The sequence below is a fragment of the Limnohabitans sp. JirII-29 genome (assembly GCF_003063395.1).
In the GTDB taxonomy this organism is placed as follows: Bacteria; Pseudomonadota; Gammaproteobacteria; order Burkholderiales; family Burkholderiaceae_C; genus Limnohabitans.
Genome location: NZ_NESB01000013.1, coordinates 56,394 through 79,257, shown reverse-complemented (window position 1 = coordinate 79,257; position 22,864 = coordinate 56,394). Strand labels below are relative to the sequence as shown.

General features: G+C 57.9%; 27 protein-coding genes. 9 read left to right on the top strand and 18 right to left on the bottom strand.

The window, feature by feature from the left end:
- Positions 1–64 precede the first annotated feature (64 nt).
- The 5 genes from garD to B9Z39_RS16100 all read left to right on the top strand — a co-directional run bounded on the left by garD (position 65) and on the right by B9Z39_RS16100 (position 4,026).
- The gene (gene garD, locus B9Z39_RS16120; RefSeq protein WP_199221234.1) at positions 65–1,609 is read left to right on the top strand and encodes a galactarate dehydratase; all 1,545 of its coding nucleotides are present in this window, start codon (positions 65–67) and stop codon (positions 1,607–1,609) included.
- 112 nt (positions 1,610–1,721) lie between these two features.
- On the top strand, positions 1,722–2,381 hold the full coding sequence (locus B9Z39_RS16115; RefSeq protein WP_233249048.1) for an energy transducer TonB: 660 nt from the start codon (positions 1,722–1,724) through the stop codon (positions 2,379–2,381).
- A gap of 72 nt (positions 2,382–2,453) precedes the next feature.
- On the top strand, positions 2,454–3,155 hold the full coding sequence (locus B9Z39_RS16110) for a MotA/TolQ/ExbB proton channel family protein (protein WP_233249050.1): 702 nt from the start codon (positions 2,454–2,456) through the stop codon (positions 3,153–3,155).
- A 5-nt stretch (positions 3,156–3,160) separates the two neighbouring features.
- Positions 3,161–3,586, top strand: coding sequence for a biopolymer transporter ExbD (locus tag B9Z39_RS16105; protein ID WP_108302574.1), 426 nt, complete (start codon positions 3,161–3,163; stop codon positions 3,584–3,586).
- The gene (locus tag B9Z39_RS16100) at positions 3,583–4,026 is read left to right on the top strand and encodes a biopolymer transporter ExbD (protein ID WP_108302572.1); all 444 of its coding nucleotides are present in this window, start codon (positions 3,583–3,585) and stop codon (positions 4,024–4,026) included. Before B9Z39_RS16105 ends, B9Z39_RS16100 begins: the two co-directional genes overlap by 4 nt.
- 16 nt (positions 4,027–4,042) lie before the next feature.
- Here the strand turns inward: B9Z39_RS16100 and B9Z39_RS16095 are convergent, their stop codons facing one another.
- Genes B9Z39_RS16095 through B9Z39_RS16070 form a run of 6 tightly spaced genes read right to left on the bottom strand, consistent with a single transcriptional unit; the run spans position 4,043 to position 9,097 of the window.
- Positions 4,043–5,035: a tripartite tricarboxylate transporter substrate binding protein gene (locus B9Z39_RS16095; RefSeq protein WP_108302570.1), complete on the bottom strand. Its 993-nt coding sequence runs from the start codon at positions 5,033–5,035 to the stop codon at positions 4,043–4,045.
- A 53-nt stretch (positions 5,036–5,088) separates the two neighbouring features.
- Positions 5,089–5,448, bottom strand: a complete 360-nt coding sequence (locus B9Z39_RS16090; RefSeq protein ID WP_108302568.1) for a cupin domain-containing protein — start codon at positions 5,446–5,448, stop codon at positions 5,089–5,091.
- A 17-nt stretch (positions 5,449–5,465) separates the two neighbouring features.
- Positions 5,466–6,464, bottom strand: coding sequence for a zinc-binding alcohol dehydrogenase family protein (locus B9Z39_RS16085; RefSeq protein WP_108302566.1), 999 nt, complete (start codon positions 6,462–6,464; stop codon positions 5,466–5,468).
- 18 nt (positions 6,465–6,482) lie between these two features.
- Positions 6,483–7,367: a 3-keto-5-aminohexanoate cleavage protein gene (locus B9Z39_RS16080; RefSeq protein ID WP_108302564.1), complete on the bottom strand. Its 885-nt coding sequence runs from the start codon at positions 7,365–7,367 to the stop codon at positions 6,483–6,485.
- A gap of 14 nt (positions 7,368–7,381) precedes the next feature.
- On the bottom strand, positions 7,382–8,149 hold the full coding sequence (locus B9Z39_RS16075; RefSeq protein WP_108302562.1) for an SDR family NAD(P)-dependent oxidoreductase: 768 nt from the start codon (positions 8,147–8,149) through the stop codon (positions 7,382–7,384).
- A 48-nt stretch (positions 8,150–8,197) separates the two neighbouring features.
- Positions 8,198–9,097 (bottom strand): dioxygenase, encoded by a 900-nt coding sequence (locus tag B9Z39_RS16070; RefSeq protein ID WP_233249047.1) that lies wholly within the window; start codon positions 9,095–9,097, stop codon positions 8,198–8,200.
- A gap of 120 nt (positions 9,098–9,217) precedes the next feature.
- Between B9Z39_RS16070 and B9Z39_RS16065 the strand changes: the two genes are divergently transcribed.
- A complete protein-coding gene (locus tag B9Z39_RS16065) occupies positions 9,218–10,270 on the top strand; it encodes a LacI family DNA-binding transcriptional regulator (protein ID WP_108302560.1) in 1,053 nt (350 codons plus the stop codon).
- On the opposite strand, the gene B9Z39_RS16060 is transcribed toward B9Z39_RS16065, so the two are convergent.
- Positions 10,267–12,735 (bottom strand): ATP-binding protein, encoded by a 2,469-nt coding sequence (locus tag B9Z39_RS16060; protein ID WP_108302558.1) that lies wholly within the window; start codon positions 12,733–12,735, stop codon positions 10,267–10,269. The genes B9Z39_RS16065 and B9Z39_RS16060 overlap by 4 nt on opposite strands.
- Before the next feature lie 36 nt (positions 12,736–12,771).
- Positions 12,772–13,695 carry a TRAP transporter substrate-binding protein gene (locus tag B9Z39_RS16055; protein ID WP_158269522.1) on the bottom strand — a complete coding sequence of 308 codons (924 nt, stop codon included), beginning with the start codon at positions 13,693–13,695 and terminating at the stop codon, positions 12,772–12,774.
- Between B9Z39_RS16055 and B9Z39_RS17025 the strand changes: the two genes are divergently transcribed.
- Together B9Z39_RS17025 and rpoH are read left to right on the top strand one after the other, a co-directional pair.
- Positions 13,673–13,861, top strand: coding sequence for a hypothetical protein (locus B9Z39_RS17025; RefSeq protein ID WP_158269521.1), 189 nt, complete (start codon positions 13,673–13,675; stop codon positions 13,859–13,861). The two genes, B9Z39_RS16055 and B9Z39_RS17025, sit on opposite strands and share 23 nt — an antisense overlap.
- 234 nt (positions 13,862–14,095) lie before the next feature.
- Positions 14,096–15,028 carry an RNA polymerase sigma factor RpoH gene (rpoH, locus tag B9Z39_RS16050; protein WP_100147626.1) on the top strand — a complete coding sequence of 311 codons (933 nt, stop codon included), beginning with the start codon at positions 14,096–14,098 and terminating at the stop codon, positions 15,026–15,028.
- A 45-nt stretch (positions 15,029–15,073) separates the two neighbouring features.
- Here the strand turns inward: rpoH and B9Z39_RS16045 are convergent, their stop codons facing one another.
- The 5 genes from B9Z39_RS16045 to B9Z39_RS16025 are packed head-to-tail and all read right to left on the bottom strand — an operon-like array spanning position 15,074 to position 19,102.
- A complete protein-coding gene (locus B9Z39_RS16045) occupies positions 15,074–15,670 on the bottom strand; it encodes an SCO family protein (RefSeq protein WP_100147625.1) in 597 nt (198 codons plus the stop codon).
- On the bottom strand, positions 15,670–16,557 hold the full coding sequence (cyoE, locus tag B9Z39_RS16040; protein WP_100147624.1) for a heme o synthase: 888 nt from the start codon (positions 16,555–16,557) through the stop codon (positions 15,670–15,672). The genes B9Z39_RS16045 and cyoE overlap by 1 nt, the downstream gene beginning before the upstream one ends.
- 19 nt (positions 16,558–16,576) lie before the next feature.
- On the bottom strand, positions 16,577–17,701 hold the full coding sequence (locus B9Z39_RS16035; RefSeq protein WP_100147623.1) for a heme A synthase: 1,125 nt from the start codon (positions 17,699–17,701) through the stop codon (positions 16,577–16,579).
- Between the two features lie 2 nt (positions 17,702–17,703).
- Complete coding sequence (locus B9Z39_RS16030) at positions 17,704–18,396, bottom strand: hypothetical protein (RefSeq protein ID WP_108302556.1); 693 nt, start codon at positions 18,394–18,396, stop codon at positions 17,704–17,706.
- The gene (locus B9Z39_RS16025; protein ID WP_233202683.1) at positions 18,374–19,102 is read right to left on the bottom strand and encodes an SURF1 family protein; all 729 of its coding nucleotides are present in this window, start codon (positions 19,100–19,102) and stop codon (positions 18,374–18,376) included. Before B9Z39_RS16025 ends, B9Z39_RS16030 begins: the two co-directional genes overlap by 23 nt.
- Between B9Z39_RS16025 and B9Z39_RS16020 the strand changes: the two genes are divergently transcribed.
- A complete protein-coding gene (locus B9Z39_RS16020; protein ID WP_369908146.1) occupies positions 19,080–19,358 on the top strand; it encodes a twin transmembrane helix small protein in 279 nt (92 codons plus the stop codon). The two genes, B9Z39_RS16025 and B9Z39_RS16020, sit on opposite strands and share 23 nt — an antisense overlap.
- A gap of 56 nt (positions 19,359–19,414) precedes the next feature.
- On the opposite strand, the gene B9Z39_RS16015 is transcribed toward B9Z39_RS16020, so the two are convergent.
- Genes B9Z39_RS16015 through ctaD form a run of 5 tightly spaced genes read right to left on the bottom strand, consistent with a single transcriptional unit; the run spans position 19,415 to position 22,859 of the window.
- Positions 19,415–20,296, bottom strand: a complete 882-nt coding sequence (locus tag B9Z39_RS16015; protein ID WP_100147671.1) for a cytochrome c oxidase subunit 3 — start codon at positions 20,294–20,296, stop codon at positions 19,415–19,417.
- 16 nt (positions 20,297–20,312) lie between these two features.
- Positions 20,313–20,507, bottom strand: coding sequence for a DUF2970 domain-containing protein (locus tag B9Z39_RS16010; protein ID WP_100147619.1), 195 nt, complete (start codon positions 20,505–20,507; stop codon positions 20,313–20,315).
- Positions 20,504–21,106 (bottom strand): cytochrome c oxidase assembly protein, encoded by a 603-nt coding sequence (locus B9Z39_RS16005; RefSeq protein WP_100147618.1) that lies wholly within the window; start codon positions 21,104–21,106, stop codon positions 20,504–20,506. Before B9Z39_RS16005 ends, B9Z39_RS16010 begins: the two co-directional genes overlap by 4 nt.
- A 7-nt stretch (positions 21,107–21,113) precedes the next feature.
- Positions 21,114–21,224 carry a cytochrome oxidase small assembly protein gene (locus B9Z39_RS17200; RefSeq protein ID WP_233202682.1) on the bottom strand — a complete coding sequence of 37 codons (111 nt, stop codon included), beginning with the start codon at positions 21,222–21,224 and terminating at the stop codon, positions 21,114–21,116.
- Positions 21,225–21,227: 3 nt separating this feature from the next.
- Positions 21,228–22,859, bottom strand: a complete 1,632-nt coding sequence (ctaD, locus tag B9Z39_RS16000) for a cytochrome c oxidase subunit I (protein WP_108302554.1) — start codon at positions 22,857–22,859, stop codon at positions 21,228–21,230.
- Positions 22,860–22,864: the final 5 nt, after the last annotated feature.

Sequence of the window (22,864 nt, the reverse complement as noted above, 5' to 3'; positions counted from 1 at the left end):
GCAAGCGCGATAATGGTACCGCTATCATTGGCGTAAAGATAGCACACATCCACTGGAGACTTTGATGCGCCCGCTCACCATCCGCATGCATGCCAGCGACAACGTCGCCATCGTGGCCAACCACGGGGGCTTGCCCGCGGGCACGGAGTTGGAACAGGGCTTGACCTTGAAAGACCATGTGCCGCAAGGGCACAAAGTGGCGCTGCACGACTTGCCCGCCCACAGCGCGGTGCTGCGCTATGGCATGGCCATCGGCTACGCCTTGCAAGACATTGCGGCGGGCAGTTGGGTGCATGAGCGCTTGTTGCAAATGCCTGCGGCGCGTGGGCTCGACCACTTGCCCATGGCCACCGTCAAGCCCGAGCCGCTGCCCGCACTGGAGGGCTACACCTTTGAGGGCTACCGCAATGCCGATGGTTCGGTGGGCACACGCAACATCTTGGCCATCACCACCACCGTGCAATGTGTCTCGGGCGTGGTGTCGTTTGCTGTGCAACGCATCAAGGCGGAGTTGCTGCCCCTATTTCCCCACGTCGACGACGTGGTGGGTTTGGAGCACAGCTATGGCTGCGGTGTGGCGATCGATGCCGACGGGGCCGAGATACCCATTCGCACGCTGCGCAACATCAGCCTCAACCCCAACTTTGGTGGCGAAGTGATGGTGGTCAGCCTGGGTTGCGAAAAATTGCAGCCCGAGCGTTTGATGCCACCCGGCGCCATTCCCATCAACGACCAGCGCGGTGAAGCGCTGGACGTGGTGTGCTTGCAAGACGATGCGCATGTGGGCTTCATGTCCATGGTTGAGCACATCATGGCCACAGCCCAACGCCACCTGACGCGACTCAACCAACGGCGCCGTGAAACCGTGCCCGCCAGCGAATTGGTGGTGGGTGTGCAGTGCGGGGGCAGCGATGCGTTCTCCGGCGTCACCGCCAATCCGGCGGTGGGGTTTTGCACCGACTTGCTGGTGCGTACAGGCGCGAGCGTGATGTTCTCCGAGGTGACCGAGGTGCGCGATGGCATTGACCAACTCACCTCGCGCGCCAGCACGCCCGAGGTGGCCCAAGCCATGGTGCGCGAGATGGCTTGGTACGACGCCTACCTGGCACGGGGTCGGGTCGACCGCAGCGCCAACACCACCCCAGGCAACAAGAAAGGTGGGTTGTCCAATATCGTGGAAAAAGCCATGGGCTCGATCGTCAAGTCGGGCAGCGCCCCGATCTCTGGCGTGCTCTCGCCCGGCGAGAAGCTGCATCAAAAAGGTTTGATCTATGCCGCCACGCCCGCCAGCGATTTCATTTGTGGCACCTTGCAATTGGCCGCTGGCATGAACTTGCATGTGTTCACCACCGGACGCGGCACGCCTTATGGTTTGGCTGAGGTGCCGGTGATCAAAGTGGCTACACGCACAGACTTGGCCAGACGTTGGCATGACCTGATGGACATCAACGCCGGCACGATTGCCGATGGCGACAAGACGATTGAAGAGGTGGGCTGGGAGATGTTCCACCTCATGCTCGACGTGGCCAGTGGTCGCCACAAAACCTGGGCCGAGCACTGGAAGCTGCACAACGCACTGGTGCTGTTCAACCCCGCGCCTGTGACCTGAGGCGACAGGCCATCTCACAAAGACCGGGCGTGCGCGACGTGACATGCACGCTTCACATGTTGTTCACAGGAGCGCGCCTAAAATCGCGACAACTTTTCAGCCTCTGCCTACTTTGTCTTTATCCCCGTCTTTCAACACCAGCTACGCCTCTCGCCAACGCACGCCGCGCCGTCACGTGATGGGCATTGCTGGGGTGTTGGTCTTGCATGGCTTGCTGTTGTGGGCCATCCAGTCGGGCTTGGCACGCCAAGTGGTCAAGATCACAGAAAACACGGTGGAGGCCTTGCTGCTGTCAGACAGCCTGCCCAAGCCGCCCCCTCCCCCGCCCGCGCCTAAAACGCCACCGTCGCCTACACCTGCGCCCGCAGCGCCCGCACCTGTGGTGCCTAGCACCACCGCGCCGGTGATCAATGTGCCGGTCGCGCCAGCAACGCCAGCACCCGCCCCCAGCACAGCACCGCCAGCACCACCCGCGCCCACAGCACCCCCTGTGAAAACTGCTGCGGTGATTCAACCCGGTGCCACCTGCGCCAAGCCCGACTATCCGAGCGCCTCACGCCGCCTGGAAGAAGAAGGCACGGTCACGCTGCGCTTTTTGATTGGCACCGATGGCCGCGTGCTGCAAGCCGAGATTGAAAAAACATCGGGCTACCCGCGCTTGGATGACGCCGCGCGCAATGCCCTCGCCAAGTGCCAGTTCCGTCCTGGCACGGTGGATGGCAAGCCCGAGCAAAGCTGGGCCAGCATCCGCTACGCCTGGCGCTTGGAATAACACACCCTACATTTCAGACCGAAGGAAACTTCCATGTTCACACGCAAACTCCCCCACGTCGTCCTCGGGCTGATGGCTTGGCTGCTCAGCGCCAGCGCCTTCGCCGCCGAAGAAATCGTGGACAACCCCTATGGCTTGTCTGCTTTGTGGGCACAAGGCGATTGGGTGGCCAAGGGCACGCTGCTGATCTTGGTGCTCATGAGCATGGGCAGTTGGTATGTGATCTTCACCAAGCTGGCAGAACAAAGCCGCGTGATGAAGTTTGCCCAAGCGGCACAGGCCTCGTTTTGGCAAGCGGGCAGCGTGCGTCAGGGCGCGGATGGGCTGGATGCTGAAAGCCCGTTTCGCTTCATCGCTGAAAAAGGTTTGGAAGGTGCCAGCAAGCACGATGGCTTGTTGGGCCATGTGGACTTGAATACTTGGATCACCATGAGCATCCAACGCGCTATGACCCATGTGCAAAGCCGCATGCAAGACGGTTTGGCTGTGCTGGCCACCGTGGGCTCGACCGCGCCGTTTGTGGGCTTGTTTGGCACCGTCTGGGGCATTTACAACGCACTGGTGAAGATTGGCATGTCAGGCCAAGCCAGCATCGACAAAGTGGCGGGGCCTGTGGGTGAGTCATTGATCATGACGGCCATTGGTCTTGCCGTGGCTGTGCCTGCGGTGCTGGGCTACAACTGGCTGGTGCGCCGCAACAAAGTGGCGATGGAAGAGGTGCAAGCCTTTGGGGCCGACTTGCACGCGGTGTTGTTGGGCTCTGCGCCGAAGTAAACACCATGGCCATGCACCTGGGTCCGAGTGCGTCGGACGACGAGCTGCTCACCACCATCAACACCACGCCCTTGGTGGATGTGATGTTGGTGTTGCTGATCATTTTCTTGATCACCATTCCGGTGGTGACCACCTCGGTCAAGGTGGCCTTGCCACACGAGACACAACAGCCGCGCGAAACCAAACCGGACAACATCGTGCTCTCGATCGACGCGCAGGGCCGCGCATTTTTTTACGATGCGCCGGTGCGCTCGCAGGCCGATTTGACGAAACAGTTGCAAGCCTTGGCCGAGAAAAAACCGCAGCCCGAAGTGCAAATTCGTGGCGACGCACAAGCCGACTTTGAAGCCGTGGGACGCGTGCTGTATGCGGTGCAAAGCGCGGGCTTGACCAAGGTGCGTTTTGTCACCGAACCGCAGGGCACGCCATGAACAGCCCCTTGAACAGCCAACTGCCCTCGTTACACACCGAGCCAGAACCCGAGGTGATGATGGACATCAACACCACGCCGCTGATCGACGTGATGCTGGTGCTCTTGATCATGTTGATCATCACCATCCCGATCCAGTTGCATTCGGTCAACCTGGACATGCCGGTGGGCAGCCCACCGCCGCTGAAAAAACCCAACATCGTGCGCATCGAAGTGGATGCACGCAGCGTGGTGAACTGGAATGGCAAGCCCTTGGCCGATCGCGCGGCGTTGGACGCCTTGCTGCAAGAAGCCAGCACCCAACAACCCCAGCCTGAGCTGCACATCAAAGCCCAAGGCAAAGCCAAGTACGAGGCGGTGGCGGGTGTGTTGGCCAGCGCCCAACGCCAAGGCTTGACCAAGCTCGGCATCGTGGGCACCGAGCAATTCGCGGCGCCTTGACGGCGCAGCCCTGGCCTTACTCCAGACGAATCCCTGCGGCCTTGACCAACTCGCCCGCTGAGCGGGTTTCGTCGTCCAAGAATTTCTCAAACGCGGCTTGTGGCATGGGCATGGCGGCAGCGCCCAGCTTTTCCAAGCGCTCGCGCACATCGGGCAGGGCCAACACCTTGGTCATACCCTCGTGCAAACGGTCCACGATGGCTTTGGGCGTTTTGGCAGTGATGAACGCCCCCACCCAGAAGGTGTAAGCGGCGGAAGCAAAACCTGCCTCGGAGATGGACGGCACATTGGGCAGCAGCGGTGAACGCTGCGCGGTGCTGACGGCCAAGGCCTGCAGGCGACCGCTTTGGATCAGAGGCAAGGCCGAGACCAAGGGCGCAAAGAACCAGTCGATGCGACCCGACGCGGTTTCGGTCAAGGCCTCAGGCGTGCCACGGTAAGGCACATGCTGGGCTTGGATGCCAGCCGCCACGCGAAACTTTTCGGCGTTCATGTGCGTGGCCGAGCCATTGCCAGCGGAGGCGTAGTTGAGCTGACCGGGTTGGGCTTTGGCTTTGGCCACCAAATCGGCCACATCTTTGTAGCCTTTGCTGGGCGAGACCACGATCACGTTGGGCAAGCTGGCCAGCGGGGTGATGCCGTCAAAGTCTTTCAAGGTGTCATAAGGCAGCTTGGGGTAGAGCGCGGGATTGACCACATGGCCCGAGCTGTGAATCAACACGCTGTAGCCGTCTGCCGGAGCCTTGGCCACCAAGGCTGCGCCCACGGTGCCGCCTGCACCGGTTTTGTTGTCGATGACGATTTGCGAGCCCAGGATGGGACCGAGTTTTTCGGCCACAGCACGGGCAATCACGTCGGTGCCGCTGCCTGCGGTGAAGGGCACCACAAACGTGATGGCTTTGGCCTTGGGCCAGTCGCCCACTTGGGCGTGTGCGCCGAGTGCGAGCGAAGACAGACCGGCAGCGGCGAGTTGCAGGGTTTGACGGCGGGTGATGTGGGAAGCGGTCATGGAGGTCTCCTGGTATTTTTTAAAAGCTCAAACAACAGATGCAACAGACAGCATCAAGCAGCGGGCGGGTCAAAAGGCATGGCCAACAAAATACGCGCCACATCTTGGGTGTGGTTGATGATTTGGCGGCTCTCGCCAGGTGCAAAACGGCACGAGTCGAAGCGGTTCAAGATGTGACGGGTTTGCACGCCATCGAGCTCGCTCACCACGGTGAGTGAGCCCTCTAACACCACGTAGTGTTTTTCAATGGGCGAAGGGTCCAACCCGGTTTGTCCTCCGGGTTGCAGGATGGACATGCCCATCCACAGTTGCACCGCAGGCCCGGCCTCGCGGCCTTGCAGGCGCAAGCACTGCATGTTGTCGTGGTTGGGGGCAAAGTATTCGGGCGCTTGGTCAATGCGGGTCAGGTTCATGGCGGGCTCTGGGTGAATCAGGGGTTGAACACAATGCGACGGGTGGCACCCGCCAACACTTCGCGGTAGACAGACAAGGCTTGGTCCAAACCAAAGGTCGCATCGGCTTGAACTTCAAACGGGTGCAAGGTGCCTGCGTCAAAACCGGCGCGCATGCCTTCCATGCGCTCGTTGGTTTGTACGCAATCCAGCGCCAGGGTGTCAATGCCGACATACGTGTGCATGCCACGGTAGAAGGTGAATATGTCAAACGGCACCGGACGCTCGAGCGTAGAGATGAAGATTTGCGTGGCCCCTTTGGCCATGGCTTTGTTGGCGGCTTCGAAATACGGGCTGCCCATGGTGTTGAACACGATGTGCGCACCTTTGCCGTTGCTCAGCTCGCGGATGCGCGCAGCCACGTCTTCGCTGCGTGCGTCGATGCTGTGCACGCCGGGGCCTGAAGGGCCTTCCCAAGGGCCAGCTTGACGGCGCACGGCAATCACTTGGGCACCCGCTTGCGCGGCGAGTTGAACCGCTGCTTGGCCGACCTTGCCGTTGGCGCCCATCACCACCACGGTTTGCCCGGCTTGGGGCATGCCGCTGCGGCGAAAGCCCTCGTAGGCGGTGACAAAGGGCACGCCCACAGAGCCGGCTTGGTCAAAGTTCAAACGGCTGGGTTTTTCGCGCAAGGCGGCCTCGGGCAACACCAACCAGCCGGCATGTGAGCCGTCGCGGGTGATGCCGAGGTCGCCCCCGGAGCCCCACACTTCTTTGCCCACCCAAGCGCTCGGGCCTTCGACCACCACACCGGCGTAGTCGCGACCGGGTGAGCGCGGAAACACGGCCTGCGGCATGATGCCAATGGCCGCTTTCACATCGCTGGGGTTGACGCCCGCACTGCGCACACGCACCAAGGCTTGGCCGGCTTGCAAAGCGGGCGGGGCTTGCACCTCCAGGCTGGTGACCAGGTCGGCAATGGCCGTGACCTTGGTGTTCACGCGCACCGCGTGCAGGGAAGTTTTCTCAATCGTCATCTTGTTTCTTTCAGTCACTCAGGCACGCGCAGGCAGGTTGAGCATGGCACGCGCTTCACGGGGGGTGGCCAATTCGCCCCCCAGGTCTTGCACGATGCGTTTGGCTTTGAGCACCAGCTCGGCATTGCTCTTGGCCAACACGCCTTTCTCCAGGTAAATGTTGTCTTCCATGCCCACCCGCACATGGCCGCCGTTGAGGTAGGCCAGGGCGACATAGGGAAACTCGAAACGGCCAATGCCAAAGGCCGACCAAATGGCACCCGCAGGCAGCAGGCTGCGGGCGTACATCAAGGTCTCGGGCGAGGACGAAAAACCGTACTTCACGCCGGTGACAAAGGTCCACATGCCGGGGCCGTCGAGCGTGCCGTCGGCGATCAGGTCGCGCGCCAGATGGATATCGCCAGAGTCAAAAATTTCCAGCTCGGGTTTGACACCCGCCTCGCGCATGATCTTGGCCATGATGCGCACATTGCGAGGGGTGTTGATCACCACATCAGGACCGGAGTTCATGGTGTTCAAGTCGAGTGAGCAAATGTCGGGGCGCAGCACGCGCACATGCTCGACACGTTTTTCGGGCTGCACCAGGGTGGAGCCCGGCGCGGCCACACGCGGATCGTCGTGGCTGGGAATGAAGCGCCCGCCCGGGCCCGTGGTGAGGTTGATGATGAGTTCTGGGTTACCGCGACGCACCTGGTCCATCACCTCGCGGTAGAGCTCGACCTCCATCGACGGCTTGCCCGTTTGCGGGTCGCGCACATGGATGTGCACAGCAGCTGCCCCCGCTTCGGCGGCAGCCAAACACTCGTTGGCAATTTGCGTGGGCGTGATGGGCAGATGGGGCGTTTGGTCAGGCGTGGTGATGTTGCCGGTGACGGCACAGGTCAACAAAGTTTTAGAAGCCATGGGAGTTCTTTCAATCAAAGATGACGACCACCGTCGACCACCAAGCGGGTGCCGGTGACATAACGCAAGGTGGTGGCGCAGGCTTGCACGGCGGCGGCCACGTCGTCGACGGTGCCAATGCGGCGCAGCGGGATGGTGGCAGCAGCCTTCTCGTTGAAGTCGGCACCGCGACCGGGCACAAAGCTCGAATCGACCACGCCGGGCGAGACCGAGATCACGCGCACATGCGGCGCAAAGGCCTTGGCCAAGGCGTCACCCACCACGTCGATGCTGGCCTTGGCGGCCACATAGGCCAGGTTGCTGCCGGTGCCGGTGAAGCCTGCGATGGAGGAGATGTTGACGATCAAACCGTCTTGCGACTGCTTGAGCAAGGGCATGAACGCACGGATGGTGGCGATGACGCCACGGAAGTTGACCTTCAAGATGTCGTCGATCAGCTCGTCGCTCAAGGCTTCCAAGTCGGCTGCTGGCACGGCTTTGGTGTAACCCGCGCTGTTGACCAAGATGTGCACCGCGCCGCACTGCGCACCCACTTGCTCGGCCACAGCTTTGAGCGAAACGCTGTCGGTGACTTGGGCCTGGAACGCGAGGTGGCCTGTGCCAGGCAGAGAGGCCGCATGGGCCGCTGCCACATCGGGTGCGGCGCTGTTGTAGAGCAACACGCAGCGCGCGCCCAATTTGGCCAGGCGGCGTGCGGTGGCCACGCCAATGCCGCCGGTGCCGCCAGTGATGACAGCGACGCGGCCAGCCAGAGACTCAGTGGGTTCAAAAGTGGTGGTCATAACAAAAATAGTTGAAGTGGGTTGACGTGAACGGTACGTCCAAGTCGATCAAGGAATGGGTGGGTGTGGGAACACCATCTCGCCGGGCACCAAGTGGAAGTCTTGGGTGAGCTGGGCCACGGTCTGGCCGTTGACGGTGTGTTTTTCAAAGTGACCCACCAAGGGGGCGGTGACACCGAACACTGGGTCGCTGGCCAGGTTGACGTCGTCGTCGGCAAACACCTGGGTGATCAACACTTTGTGGCCGGGGCTGGAGATCATGAAGTGCAAATGCGCGGGACGGTTGGGATGGCGCAACTGCGCATCGAGCAACTCGCCGCAAGGCCCATCGGTGGGCACGGGATAGCCAGAAGGACACACGGTGCGCAAGAAGTAGGCGCCCTGTGCATCGGTGGTGAACAGACCGCGCAAATTCATGTCGGCTTGGTTGGGGTCTTGGTTTTCGTACAAGCCCACGGGCGAGGCTTGCCACACATCGACCTTGGCGTTGGGCACGGGCTTGCCCTGCGCGTCGTAGACCACGCCACGCACTTCCATGGTGATGCCGGGTGTGTCAGAGCGCACGATGTTGTCACCCGGTTGGCACACCGGCGCATTGGCACGCCAGAACGGCCCCAACAAGCCTGCTTTGGATGACTCGTCTTCTTTTCCGGGGGGGTTGTTGAGCATGGCCACCAGGGTGGACACACCGAACAAGTCAAACGCCAAGATGACTTCGTTTTTGGTTTCGCCAGTTTCTTGGCCAATGCCGACCAAGAACTTGACCGCGCGTTCAAACTCTTTTTCGTTGACCTGGTTCTCGATCACGAACTGGTGCATGTGGGTGCTGAGCGAACACAGCAGTTCGCGCAGGCGTGGGTCGGGCGTGCGTGCCATGACCTCTAAGACCAATGGCAAAACGGTGTCGGGCGTGGTCGGCAAGACCAGTGAATCAGTGACGTGAGACATGGGAATGAACTCCTATGAAAAATATGCAACCGGTTGCAAAGATAAACCTATTTTCGATGCAAATCCATCGTGGATTTCACTCTTTGTCTCTGAAGCGACCGGTTGCAATAAAATGCCTGAATGACGCGATCCACCGCCCCTACCCTGCAAGACTTGGCGAAGCACTTGGGGGTGCACAAGTCCACGGTGTCACGCGCCATCGACCCAGCCCGACGCCATTTGGTGGCGCCCGATTTGCTGCAACGCATCGAAGCAGCTGCACGTGAGCTGGGCTACCGCCCCAACCATGCCGCCGCAGCGCTGAGCCGTGGCCGCTCGAAAACCATTGGGGTGCTGTTGCCCGACATCACCAACCCGGTGTTCCCACCGATCTTGCGTGGCATTGAAGATGCGCTGGACGAAGCCGGTTACTTTGCCTTGCTGGCCAACACCTCGCGGCCCGAAAACAGCAGCCACACCGCGCAAGTGGCGGTGGAGCGCATGCAAGCGCAACGGGTGGAAGGTTTTTTGGTGGCCACGGCCACGCGTGACGACGCGTGGCTGGAGAGCTTGCGCCAGAGTGGCGCGCAGATTGTGTTGATCAACCGCACCGATGGCCGAGGGCATTTGCCTGCCGTGATCAGCGACGACATGCTGGGCATGCGCTTGGCCGTGGACCACTTGGTGGGCTTGGGCCATCGACAGATAGCCCACTTGGGAGGGCCCGAGAGCCTGTCAACCGGTTTGGCGCGACGCATGGGCTTTGAGCAAGCCATGCGCGAGCACAAACTCAAACCCACGCACATCGTGAGCGCCGAGTCTTACGCCATTGACAGCGGCGATATGGCCATGCAGCAGTTGCTGGCATTGCGCCAGAAAAAACCGTTCACGGCTGTGGTGACTGCCAATGATTTGATCGCACTGGGTGCGCTGCAAGCCTTACAGCGCGCGGGCATCCGCGTGCCACAGGAGGTGTCGATCGTGGGCCATAACGACATGCCTTTGCTGGATCAGGTCAATCCGCCACTGACCTCGGTGCGGATTCAGCACTACGAGATGGGCTTTAGGGCTGCGCGTTTGCTGCTGGACGCCTTGCGTCAAAGACCGGGCAGTCAAGACGCGACCGTGGTGCTGCGGCCCCAGTTGGTAGTGCGTGCATCGACCAGCGGACCACCACACGCAGGCCCGGCCTAAGTGTCTTGTGCGAACAGGGCCTGCGTTGCCTCTGCCTCATCACGGGTTGGTGCTCTTGATTGCCATTGCAACAACTTGGCCTCTAAATCTTGACGGCTGATGGGCTTGCTGCACACCTCATCCATTCCCACGGCGAAGCAGCGCTGCACATCAGAGTCGGTGGTGGCGGCAGTCAAAGCCAAGATCGGTGTACGGCGACGCTGTGGGTCTGACGCCTCCATTTGTCTGATCTCTTGTGTGGCGGTGTAGCCATCGACCTCTGGCATGTGGCAATCCATCAACACCAGATCAAAGGTCTCGACGCACATGGCGTCAATGGCAGCACGGCCATTGAGAACAAACGAGGCATCGCAACCCAGGGAACGCATGAAGGCCTGGAGGATTTTTTGCGTCACCACGTTATCTTCTGCCACCAAAATTTTCATGTGCTGGAGTGGTGCCAGGTTGGACGACTGCACGGGGTCTTTGGACTCAAGGTGTGCCAGTGCGTCTGGACTGCGCCCACGGGTGCGGATGAGTGCGGCGATATCTTTGCGTCGCACAGGCTCGTTCAACACGGTGATATTGAGCGGCCGACCCGTCGGGTGAGCCTGCCCTGCTTTGTCACGGTCGGATAAACCAGTTTCAATCAAGGCACAAGCACTGTGACATTGAAATAATTCAGAGAATTTTTGATACGTTGGGCGATCAAAGATCACCAGCTCGGAGGTGACGTCTTTCCACTGAGCCTCTGCGCAATCTTGCCAAGGCGTGCCCAAATGATCCAAGTGGGTTTGCATGGATTGACGCAATAAATCATCTTGCAGACATAAGAACACCGGTTGCTGTGTGGGGCTGTGCGCCTCGCCCATGTTCTGAGGAGTGCAAGACTGGATGTTTTTAACGGGCAACGACAAGGTGAAGCAACTGCCCTGCCCCAGACGACTGGTGACTGAAATTTGTCCACCCATCAATTCAGCGAGTTCTTTGGAAATCACCAAACCCAAGCCACTGCCGCCAAAACGTCGACTGGCGGTGGTGTCTGCTTGGTAAAAGTGCTGGAACAAATGGGCCAACTGCTCCTGCTCAATGCCAATGCCTGTGTCTGTGACACGAATGTCCAAGATGTCTGCATCGTCAATTTTTTTCAAACTGGCTTTGACCTGCACATGACCTTGGGGCGTGAATTTGACGGCATTGCCAATGAGGTTGGTCAGTATCTGGGTCAGACGAAAAGCGTCGGCGTCGACGCGGGTGGTGTCGGCCAGCTCAATTTGGGCGTACAAGGCCACGCCTTGCAAATGCGCACGTGGCATGAGCATTTGCACCACGTCTTCAATGACGTCGAGCACCAAGGTCGGACGCACATCCAGCGTGATGGCGTAGGCATCGATGCGAGAGATATCCAACACGTCGTTGAGGATGCCCATGAGGTGTTGCCCGGAGCGGCGAATCAGATCGAGAAAGTTTTTTTGCTCTGACGTGGGTTGGGTGTCCATGAGCAAATCGACCGCGCCCAAAACACCCGTCATGGGCGTGCGCAGCTCGTGGCTCATATTGGCCAAGAAGCGGGATTTGATGAGTGCCGATCGGTTCGCGAGTTCTGCCTTGAGCACACTTTCGATGGTCTGCGACACAGCACGTTGCAACCAAATCGCCCCCAGCGTGAGGCAACTGATGGCGAGCAAGACAACCGTGACCAGGAACTCCAGGGCCTGATTCGTTTTTTGGGCCAGCACATCGCGCCTGAGCTGCACTTCTAGAACAGCATCCAAAGACGGGATCGACTGTGTGCGGTGTCCGGGCATCAACACATCGGCCCCTTGCACCAAGGCAGCGCTCTCTGTGCGAAAGTTGCGCGCGATCACCGCATCCGCTTGTTTGATGGTCATGACCAAGTCATCGGGTGCTGCCAGATGGGTCAAGGTGTTCTTGAGCCATGCTGGATCGAGCACGCCCACCACAGCGCCTGCGTAAGTGCCATCGGCAAATCGCAACGGAACTGCACGCACAAAGAAATGCCCTAGAAGGGTGGCGACTGACGCCGCAAACGGTCCGTCATCGGCATGTGTGCCAGCTTCCTCGGCAATTTTTGAAAAATCGGCTTGGAAATCATTGCTGGGCAGCGACAAGATGGCGTCGCCTGCCGTGTTGACGATCAAGATGGCCAGATACGGAACGTCTGCCGAAGAGCTTTTTGATTTGAGCAAAGCATCTTTTTCTGTCAGCCCAGGCCCGTAACGCTCAAACGAATCGCGGGTGTGGACCAGGATATCGTCCACGTGTTGGGTGCGCGCCTGGACACTGAGTGCCACCAGTTTGGCCTCAGCGTCTGCTTCAGCCCACGCGCTGTCTTGGACTTGTTGACGCGCGCTGAAGACATACAGCCCGACCAAAGACAAGAGCATGCACGCCACCACCGCCCAAGTGCCCCAAATCAAAACACTTTTTCGTTGCAGCCACGTGGCCTTTGCCGCACTACGCATGACGACATGCCCCACAAAACATGGTCACCCCGTGCCTCAGATGTAGCGTGCCTGCCAATAGGCCCGGTCTGACAGCTCTGCCCAGCGCAGTTGCTGGCGTAAATAAGCGTAGTAGCTCTCGTACACCGTGCGCGAAAAGGCATCGCCTTCGACCACACTGCGAATCACGTCTGGTGTCTTTTTTCTGTACTCTTTCACGACATCGTTGGGGAAGCGCAAGATCTGGAGTTTTTTGATCGCACGCAATCGATCCAGCGCATGGGCATTTTCCGCATAGAAATGCGCTTGCGTTTCAGTGAACTCACCCCAGCAGTAGCTCTCCATGATGGCGCGGTGCGAGGGCGACAACTTGTTCCACAGCGATTGGTTGATCAGCAACTCCAGGGTGTGCCCGGGCTCGTGGAATCCGGGTGCGTAGTAGTAGTCACACACGTCTTGCAAGCCCATCTCCAGATCACTCCAGGGAGCCACCCACTCGGCACCATCCAGGCGGCCATCCAACAGCGCGGGCTTGATGTCAACGGCGGGCAAGGTCACAGGCTGGGCACCCAAGGCTTTGAAGATCTCACCACCCAGACCAGGGTATCGAATTTTGAGACCTTTCACCGATGCCAAAGAGGTGATGGGTTTGGTCATCCACCCCCCCATTTGGACACCTGTATTGCCGCATGGCATGGGCACTACACCACGCTGTGCACAGAGTTGATGCCACAACGCATAGCCTCCGCCATGTCGCAACCAGCCGTAATGTTCCACGGCCATCATGCCAAAAGGAACCGTGGAAAAGAAATTGAAGGCGGAGGATCGCGAGGTCCAGTAATACGCTGTGGAATGCGCCATGTCGATCTCGCCACTGGCCACCGCATCGAACAATTGCAATGCAGACAGCTTGGTTTGGTTGGCAAACACCACCTCAATCGTCAGCGTGCCACCCGACATGGCTTTGACCTTAGAGGCCATGCGCTTCAAGATATGGGCCGGCCCTGACAAGGTATCTGGCCAAGCGGCAACCAGCCGCAAGTTCACATGGCCCTTCGACACCGATGGCGCTTGGGGCTCAGAAGCCGCAGATGCGGCGCTTGGCAATATCGAGGCCATTGCTGTCGCACCCAGCATGCGACGCTGATGATCGACTTCCTTGTGTATACCAGCCACCATAAATAAACCTTTTTATTTAAAAATAAGTAAAATAATTATATTTGGTACTAACAAGAAAATTGACACTTTTTATTTAATTTTGGTAATGATGTATTTGTCACACGCTGCAAAAGCGGAAGCAATTTAGGGTAAACCCCTGAGAATTAGCACTCCAGATCGAAGAGTGCTAATATTGCATAACTGGTAACCGAAAGGGCTACACATGACAACACTCACACAATCTGCATTGACCGTCACCAACCCATGGGCGATGGTGCCGCCGCTGGGTAACTTGGATGCTTATATTTCAGCAGCCAACCGTTTGCCCATGCTCACGCTTGAACAAGAGCAGGAATTCGCACGCAAATTGCGAGACAACAACGACATTGAAGCGGCCGGAAAGCTGGTGCTCTCACACCTGCGCTTAGTGGTGTCGGTGTCACGCCAGTATTTGGGCTACGGACTGCCGCACGCCGACTTGATTCAAGAAGGCAATGTGGGGCTGATGAAAGCAGTCAAACGCTTCGACCCCGACCAAGGCGTGCGTTTGGTGAGCTACGCCATGCACTGGATCAAAGCCGAGATTCATGAGTACATCCTGAAGAATTGGCGCATGGTCAAGGTGGCCACGACCAAGGCACAACGCAAATTGTTTTTCAACTTGCGCTCCATGAAGCAAGGCTTCAAGGCCGATGCGTCAGCCATGGATGCCGATACCCACCGTGACACCTTGAATCCACTAGAAGTGGAGGCTGTGGCACACAAGCTCAATGTCAAAGCCGAAGAGGTGGTGGAGATGGAAATGCGCATGGCCGGTGGCGATGTGCTGCTGGACCCCACTTCCAGCGACGACAACGAAGATGCGTTTGGTCCAATTGCCTATTTGACCGACGCCAACCACGAACCCACGGCCATGATCGCGGCGCATCAGCGCGATGTGTTGGCGTCTGATGGCATTGCCGCCGCACTGAATGTGCTGGACGAACGCAGCCGCCGGATTGTGGAAGAACGCTGGTTGAAGGTGGAAGACAACGGTTCAGGCGGCATGACGCTGCATGACTTGGCCGCCGAGTACGGCGTGAGTGCTGAGCGCATCCGTCAAATCGAAGTGGCTGCGATGAAGAAGATGAAGACCGCCTTGGCTGAGTACGCTTGAAACAGCATGGCTGACTGACAAAGGCCGCTGTCACAGCGGCCTTTTTTATTTCAGCAAGGTTTTGATATCTTCTGCCAAAGCTTGCGGCCCGCTGCCATAGCGGCTGAACAAACGCAGGTTGCCCTGGGGGTCGTACACATAGCTGCCCGCAGAGTGGTCCATGGTGTAGCTGGTGGGTGTTTTGCCATCGACTTTTTTGTAATACACCTTGTAGTCTTTGGCCACGGCGGCCAACTGCTCAGGCGTGGGGATGAATGCCACAAAGCTGGGGTCAAAGTTGCCCATGTAGGCCTTGAGCAATTCAGCTGTGTCACGCGCGGGATCCACCGTGATGAACACGCCTTGCAGTTTGTCGCCATCAGCGCCAAGCAAACGCTTGACCTCGGCCAACTCGGTCATCGAGGTGGGGCAGACATCCGGGCACTGGGTGTAGCCAAAGAAGACCACCACCACCTTGCCTTTGAAGTCGGACAAGCTGCGCGTTTGGCCGTTGTGGTCGCTCAGCGTGAAGCCACGCGCGTAGTCAGCGCCTGTGATGTCGATGGCTTTGAAGCTGGGTTTGTCGGGACTGCAAGCCACCAAGGTGGCAATGGTGAATGCGCTCCAACAAGACAAAAGTGCGCGTCGTGTAAACATAGGCATCACAGGTAGTGGTCGATCAAGAGTGCCGCGAACAGCAGACTCAAATGGATGAGTGAAAAGCGAAAGGTTTTACGCGCCAGGGCATCCGAGTAGTTGCGCCACAAAGCCCAGCCATAAGCACAAAAGCCCAGACTCAACAGCACGGCACTGACCAAGTAAAGCCAACCGCTCATGCGGTAAATGAAAGGCATCAAACAAGCCGCAAACAAGACCCAGGTGTAGAGGACGATTTGCAAACGGGTGAATTCGTTGCCGTGTGTGACGGGCAGCATGGGCAAACCTGATTTGCGATAGTCCTCCACACGGTAAAGAGCCAGGGCCCAAAAGTGCGGTGGGGTCCACAAGAAGATGATCAAGAACAGAATCAGCGCCTCAGGCCCTACATCGCCTGTCATGGCCGCCCACCCGAGCACGGGCGGCATGGCCCCCGAAGCGCCCCCAATGACGATGTTTTGTGGCGTCAAAGGTTTCAAGATGACGGTATAGACCACGGCATAACCCACAAAAGTGGCAAAGGTCAGCCACATGGTGAGGGGGTTGACCCAGACATACAGAATCCAGGACCCAACCGCACACATCGCGGTTGAGAACAGCAAAGTGTCGCGATCGCTCAACTCACCTTTGGCGGTAGGACGCCAGGCCGTGCGCTTCATGCGCGAGTCGATGCCTTTTTCAACCAGGCAGTTGAACGCCGCGGCAGCACCCGAGACAAACCAAATGCCCAAGCAGGCCAGCGCAGCCAATTTCACCTCTGCCCATGAGGGCACACCCGGCACCGCCAGCACCATGCCAATCAAAGCGCAGAAAACGATGAGTTGGATCACGCGTGGTTTGGTCAGCGCATTGAACTGACGCCAGCGGGATAAAGAAGGATGAACATCGCTCATGACATAGAACTCACAACAATCAATTCACAGCGTCACGCGTGGCACGCGTACCCGCCAACAATCCGACCAGCAACACCAACAAGGCCGCAGCACCCCCAGTGTGCATGACAGCAGCAGCCAAGGGCCAATCCAACACCACGTTGGACAAACCCGTGAGCAACTGCAACAACAACAAGCCCGACAACCAAGTCGCCACCGTGCTTAACGCAGAGAAACGTCGCAACTGCCACGCCAAGGCGCTTAGGTAAGCCAGCACCACATAGGCCATCAAGCGATGGGCATAGTGAATGGCTGTCAGCGCTTCAAAGTGCAAAGGCTCGCCCTGCGTGTTCAACCCCAGAGGACGCCACAAACCAAAGCCTTGTGCAAAGTCCATCAAGGGCCACCAACTCCCTTGACACTGCGGGAAAGTGTTGCAAGCCAACACGGCGTAATTGGTGCTGACCCACCCCCCCAGTAACACTTGCATCAGCAGCAATGCAAGACCTAGGTACACACGTCGGCGCACAGAGACATTCAATGCCACTTCAGTGACCCAATCGGAGGCTTGCCGTTGCTGTTGTACTTGCAAGGTGAGCAACGCCAACAACATCAAAGCGCCGAACAAATGCAAGGTCACGATCAAAGGAAACAGCTTCATGGTGACGGTCAATGCACCAAAGGCACCTTGCAGACAGACCCAGATCAGGGTCAAGGTAGGCCAGGCCACTCGCACACTGCTATCGCCACGCCAACGCCGGGTCCAGGCAAATCCAGCCAACGTGAGAATCAACCCACCCACAGCCATGGCCATGTAGCGGTGAACCATTTCGATCCAGGCCTTGGTGTGCGTCACAGGACCTGTGGGCATCACTTGCTGCGCCTGATCAATGGCGACTTGTGCGCCCACAGGGCTGGCATGACCATAGCAACCGGGCCAATCGGGACAGCCCAACCCCGAGTCAGTCAGGCGCGTGAAGGCACCAAACAGCACCAAATCAAACGTTAAAAACAAAGTAACCAACGTGAGCAAGCGCACACGATGCGCGGTCGACGCACGTGGGTTGCGCAGCCACACCCAGCACAAGGGCACCATGGCCACCAGCGCCCCCATCACCAGCAAATGCAACAGGGGTCCCAGGTTGTAGAGACTGTCGGTGGACATCTTCAGCGCCCTGCCTCGTCCCAGGATGCAGCGGCACGCAACAACCGCTCCATGTCACGCTTGGCTTTAAGCGCACCATCTGTCCCCAGCTTGGCGGGAAAGCGCATCATCCATTGCCCATGCGGGTCAACCAAATACAAATGGTCTGACAGCGCTTGCCCTTTGGCAGGCTCCAGCCATTGGCTCAGGGCTTGGGGCGGCACACGCAGCACCGTGGCCTCCTTGAGGCCTGGCAGCAAAGCAGCGGGGACGGGTTGCTGATCATCAATCAACCACACCCACTCCGTGCGTGGACGGTCTTTGCCCAGCCCTGTCAACAACTGACGTTGCAAATACAAATTGGTTTGGCATGCCTCGTCACACGCACCGCTTGCCACGCTGACCAATAACCACTGCCCTTTCAAGTCTGGCAGCGACACACTCTCGCCGCTCAAGCTCTGCGCGGTGATGGCAGGTAATGCGCGCGTGGGTTCGATCAACTCACCGAAATTACGACGTCCTTCTGGACGCACCACGTAATAGGTGAAGTAGGAAGCCACCACAGGTGCCGCACACACCAACAAGACGATCAACATGCGCAAACGTCCCATGGCCGTACGCTTGGCATCGGCCAAAGCGACGTCGTTGGGTGACGGCAAGTCGTACACCGTGAGGCCCAAGGGGTGATCTGATTCAGGACGTTGAGTTTCGGACATGACGGTAGGGTTTGATCCATTGAAACCAAAGATAGAGCAGCAACTGCAATGCAGCCAGTGCAAACCATTGGAAGGCGTAGGCTTGGTGCTTCTCAACACCTGCGGAGATTTCAGGCCAATCGCGTAACAGGCCATCCGAGGCGGCGTCGGTTTGCAACACCACGGCCACGACATCACCACCAATTTCTGTGGTGTATTGCGCGAGGTCTAGATTTTGCCGAATATTGGATGCCCCTGAGGCAGGTGCAGTCGATGCGGCTGCCGAGCTCAATTGGAGCAAATCGGAAGGGAGCGGCGCAATACGTCCATGCACATGCACCACCTCCACCGGTGTGTCAATTGGCGGCAACAAGGTACGGTCTTGCTGGTGGCGCGGTACCCAACCACGCTGAACCAGCACGCGGGTGTCGGCATCAAGAGCCAACGGGGTGAGTACCCAAAAGCCAGCGCGACCATTCATGGCCCGGTTGTCCAAGTAAATGGTGTGCTCGGGCAACCAAAACCCTTGTAAAGACACACGTCGATGCAGCAACTTAAATTGACCGGGTTGCGCCAGCAGACTGGGCGTGTCCAGTTCAGGCGCGCTCAGCTGCGCAGCAATAGCTGCATGGCGCGCTTGCTTTTCTTGGCCACGAGAGAGTTGCCAAAATCCCAGACGCACCGTCAACGCCACGCCCACGCACATGGCCAAGGTGATCCATGCCAAGTTGCGGGTGCGCGGTAAAGAGATAATGGCTCGTATGAAATTCATTGTTGCAATAGCGTTCTTAGCCATTTTGGGGAGCCTGGTCTCGGCTCTGGTGTTCATGATGCGTGATGGACGCAATGGTCAGGCCAAGTCGAGCAAGATGGTCAAAGCTCTGGCTCTTCGTGTCGGTTTCTCGATTCTTTTATTCATCTGCATTTTGATTGGCTGGAAGTTGGGCTACATCCAACCCACAGGCATCGCACCGGGGCAATAAGCCCCCCAAACAACAAAGGCCGCACATGCGGCCTTTGCTGGTGAGGGCGGATGCCGTTACATCCAGTACACCAAGATGTACAAGCCCAGCCACACCACGTCCACAAAGTGCCAGTACCAAGCAGCACCTTCGAAGCCGAAGTGTTTGTCGGCAGTGAAGTGGCCCTTTTGCAAACGCAAGGTGATGACCAACAGCATCAACATGCCCAAGAACACGTGAAAGCCGTGGAAACCTGTGAGCATGAAGAAGGTTGAACCGTACACGCCCGAGCTGAGCTTGAGGTTCATCTCATGGTAAGCGTGGTAGTACTCGTAGCCTTGCACAAACAAAAACACCACACCCAACAACACCGTCAACCACATGAACTTGATGGTGGTGGCACGGTGGTTCTCACGCAATGCGTGGTGCGCAATCGTCAAAGTCACACCCGAGCTCAGCAACAACGCGGTGTTGATGGTGGGCAACCAAAACGGCGTCATGGTTTGGAACGGCTCGATGATGCCAGCAGGTGATGCGGTCATACCAGCCGCCATGCTAGGCCACACAGCTTTGAAGTCAGGCCACAGCAGTGCATTGTCTAAGCTGCCCAGCGCTGGCACCGAATGCGAACGGGCCCACCACAGAGCAGAGAAGAATGCGCCAAAGAACATCACTTCAGAGAAGATGAACCAGCTCATGCTCCAACGATAAGACAAGTCAATCTTGTGCCCGTACTGGCCGCTTTGGCTTTCCGCAATTGCGTCGCCAAACCATTGGTAAAGCACACCCAACCAGAAGACCAGGCCAAAGAACAAGGAATACTTGCCCCAGTCAGCGCCGTTGATCCACTGGCCTGCACCAAGAATCACAAAAAACAAACCCAAGGCAGCCAACGCGGGATGACGCGAGGCATGGGGCACGTAGTAATAGGGCGTTGCGCCGTGTGAGGTGCTACTCATTTCCACTCCTTCTTCTTTATTTCGCGACGACCAGGTTGACCAAAACGATCAACCCAATCACAAATAACAAACCAGCAACCAGCCCCACGCCCAAGATGTGCAGGGGGCTGATTTTTTCAATGTCTTCTTGGAACTCGCTGCTTTTACGAATTCCCAGAAACGACCACGCCACCGCCACGATGGAGCGCATGAACGACGTTCTTTTGCTCATGCCCCAGCTCCTTTGTGCGTGGTGTCCAAGGCGGCAGTCGGTGCTGCAGGCGTCTTGGAGCCCACTTCAAAAAAGGTGTAAGACAGTGTGATGGTGGTCACGCTTTTTGACAACTTTGGATCAATCACAAACACCACTGGCCATTGCTTTTTCTCGCCTGGAGCCAAGGTGTATTGGTTGAAACAAAAACATTCCAACTTGTTGAAATGCGCAGCAGCTTGACGCGGCGCATAACTGGGAATGGCTTGGGCAGACATGACGCGATCTTGCACGTTTTGAAACTCGTACATGATGGTCGTCATCTCGCCCGGGTGAACTTGCACCGAACTTTGTGCAGGCTTGAACAACCAGGGCCCACGGGCATTGGCGTCAAACTCCACGGTGATCGTGCGTGAGGTGTCAATCTGCGTGTTGCCGACCTTGGCACGTGCACTGCCCGTTCCGGGTATCTCGCGCTCGCCCAAGGCCAAGATGTTAATACCTGTGAACTCACAAATCGCTTTGTACATGGGTACCAGCGCGTAACCAAACGCAAACATGCCCGCGGCTACGATCAGTAGCTTTCTCAGCATGAAGAGGTTGTTGCGCACGTTGGCCATGGTGTTATCAGCGGTTGAGCAAGATCACTTTGATGAAAAACCCGACAAAGAAAACCACCGCCACCGAAGCCAGAATCAGGCCCAGGCGGAGGTTTTTTTTGCGTTGTTCAGGCGTCATCGATCAGCCAATCACGCGGGTTGCCGTGGCATCCAGCTTGGGTGGGGTTTCAAAGGTGTGGAAAGGTGCAGGCGAAGGCACTTCCCATTCCAGACCTTCAGCAGCTTCCCAAGGTTTGGCCACTGCTTTGTCGCCATGACCACGCATCGCGGGCAACACAACGAAGAAGAAGAAATAGACCTGGGCAAAACCAAAGAAGAATGCACCCACAGAAGCCAAGGCATTGAAGTCGGCAAACTGCATCGGGTAATCGGCGTAGCGACGTGGCATGCCCGCCAAGCCCAAGAAGTGCATGGGGAAGAAGGTCACGTTGAACGAGATCAGAGTCCACCAGAAGTGGATCTTGCCGCGTGTTTCGTTGTACATCACGCCGGTCCACTTGGGACACCAGAAGTAGAAACCAGCAAACATGGCAAACAGCGAACCAGCCACCAACACATAGTGGAAGTGGGCGACCACGTAGTAGGTGTCTTGCACTTGGGTATCAATCGGTGCCATCGACAAAATCAGGCCTGTGAAACCGCCCATGGTGAACACGAAGATGAAACCAACGGCAAACAACATGGGCGTCTCGAAGGTCATCGAGCCCTTCCACATGGTGGCAATCCAATTGAACACCTTCACGCCTGTTGGCACAGAGATCAACATCGTGGCGTACATGAAGAACAGCTGACCCGTCACAGGCATACCTGTGGCGTACATGTGGTGTGCCCAGACGATGAATGACAAGATCGCAATCGACGATGTGGCGTACACCATCGAGGCGTAACCGAACAACTTCTTACGTGCAAACGCGGGCACGATGTGGCTGATGATGCCGAAGGCCGGCAAGATCATGATGTACACCTCAGGGTGACCAAAGAACCAGAAGATGTGCTGGTACATGATGGGATCACCACCGCCAGCGGGGTTGAAGAAGGTCGTGCCAAAGTGGCGGTCGGTCAGCGTCATGGTGATCGCGCCAGCCAACACAGGCATCACAGCAATCAGCAGATACGCAGTGATCAACCAAGTCCAAACAAACATCGGCATCTTCATCAGCGTCATGCCAGGGGCGCGCATGTTCAAGATGGTCACGATGATGTTGATCGAGCCCATGATCGACGAAGCACCCAAGATGTGCATGGCAAAAATACCAGCGTCCATTGAGGGACCCATTTGCAGGGTCAACGGTGCGTACAAAGTCCAGCCAGCAGCAGGAGCGCCGCCGGGCATGAAGAACGAGCCAGCCAACGTGGCCGCAGCAGGAATCATCAGCCAGAAGCTGAAGTTGTTCATGCGCGCAAAGGCCATGTCAGAGGCACCAATTTGCAATGGGATCATCCAGTTTGCAAAACCCACGAAGGCCGGCATGATGGCGCCGAACACCATGATCAGGCCGTGCATGGTGGTGAGTTGGTTGAACAACTCGGGGTTCACCAATTGCAAGCCGGGCTGGAACAGCTCAGCACGGATCAGCAGAGCCAAAACGCCCCCGATGATCAACATGGTGAAAGCAAACAACAGGTACAAGGTACCGATGTCTTTGTGGTTGGTGGCAAACACCCAGCGACGCCAGCCGTGTGGGGCACCGTGGTGGTCGTCGTGACTGTGGTCGCCTGCGGCGTGGTCGTGTGGATCGAGTACTGCGCTCATGATGT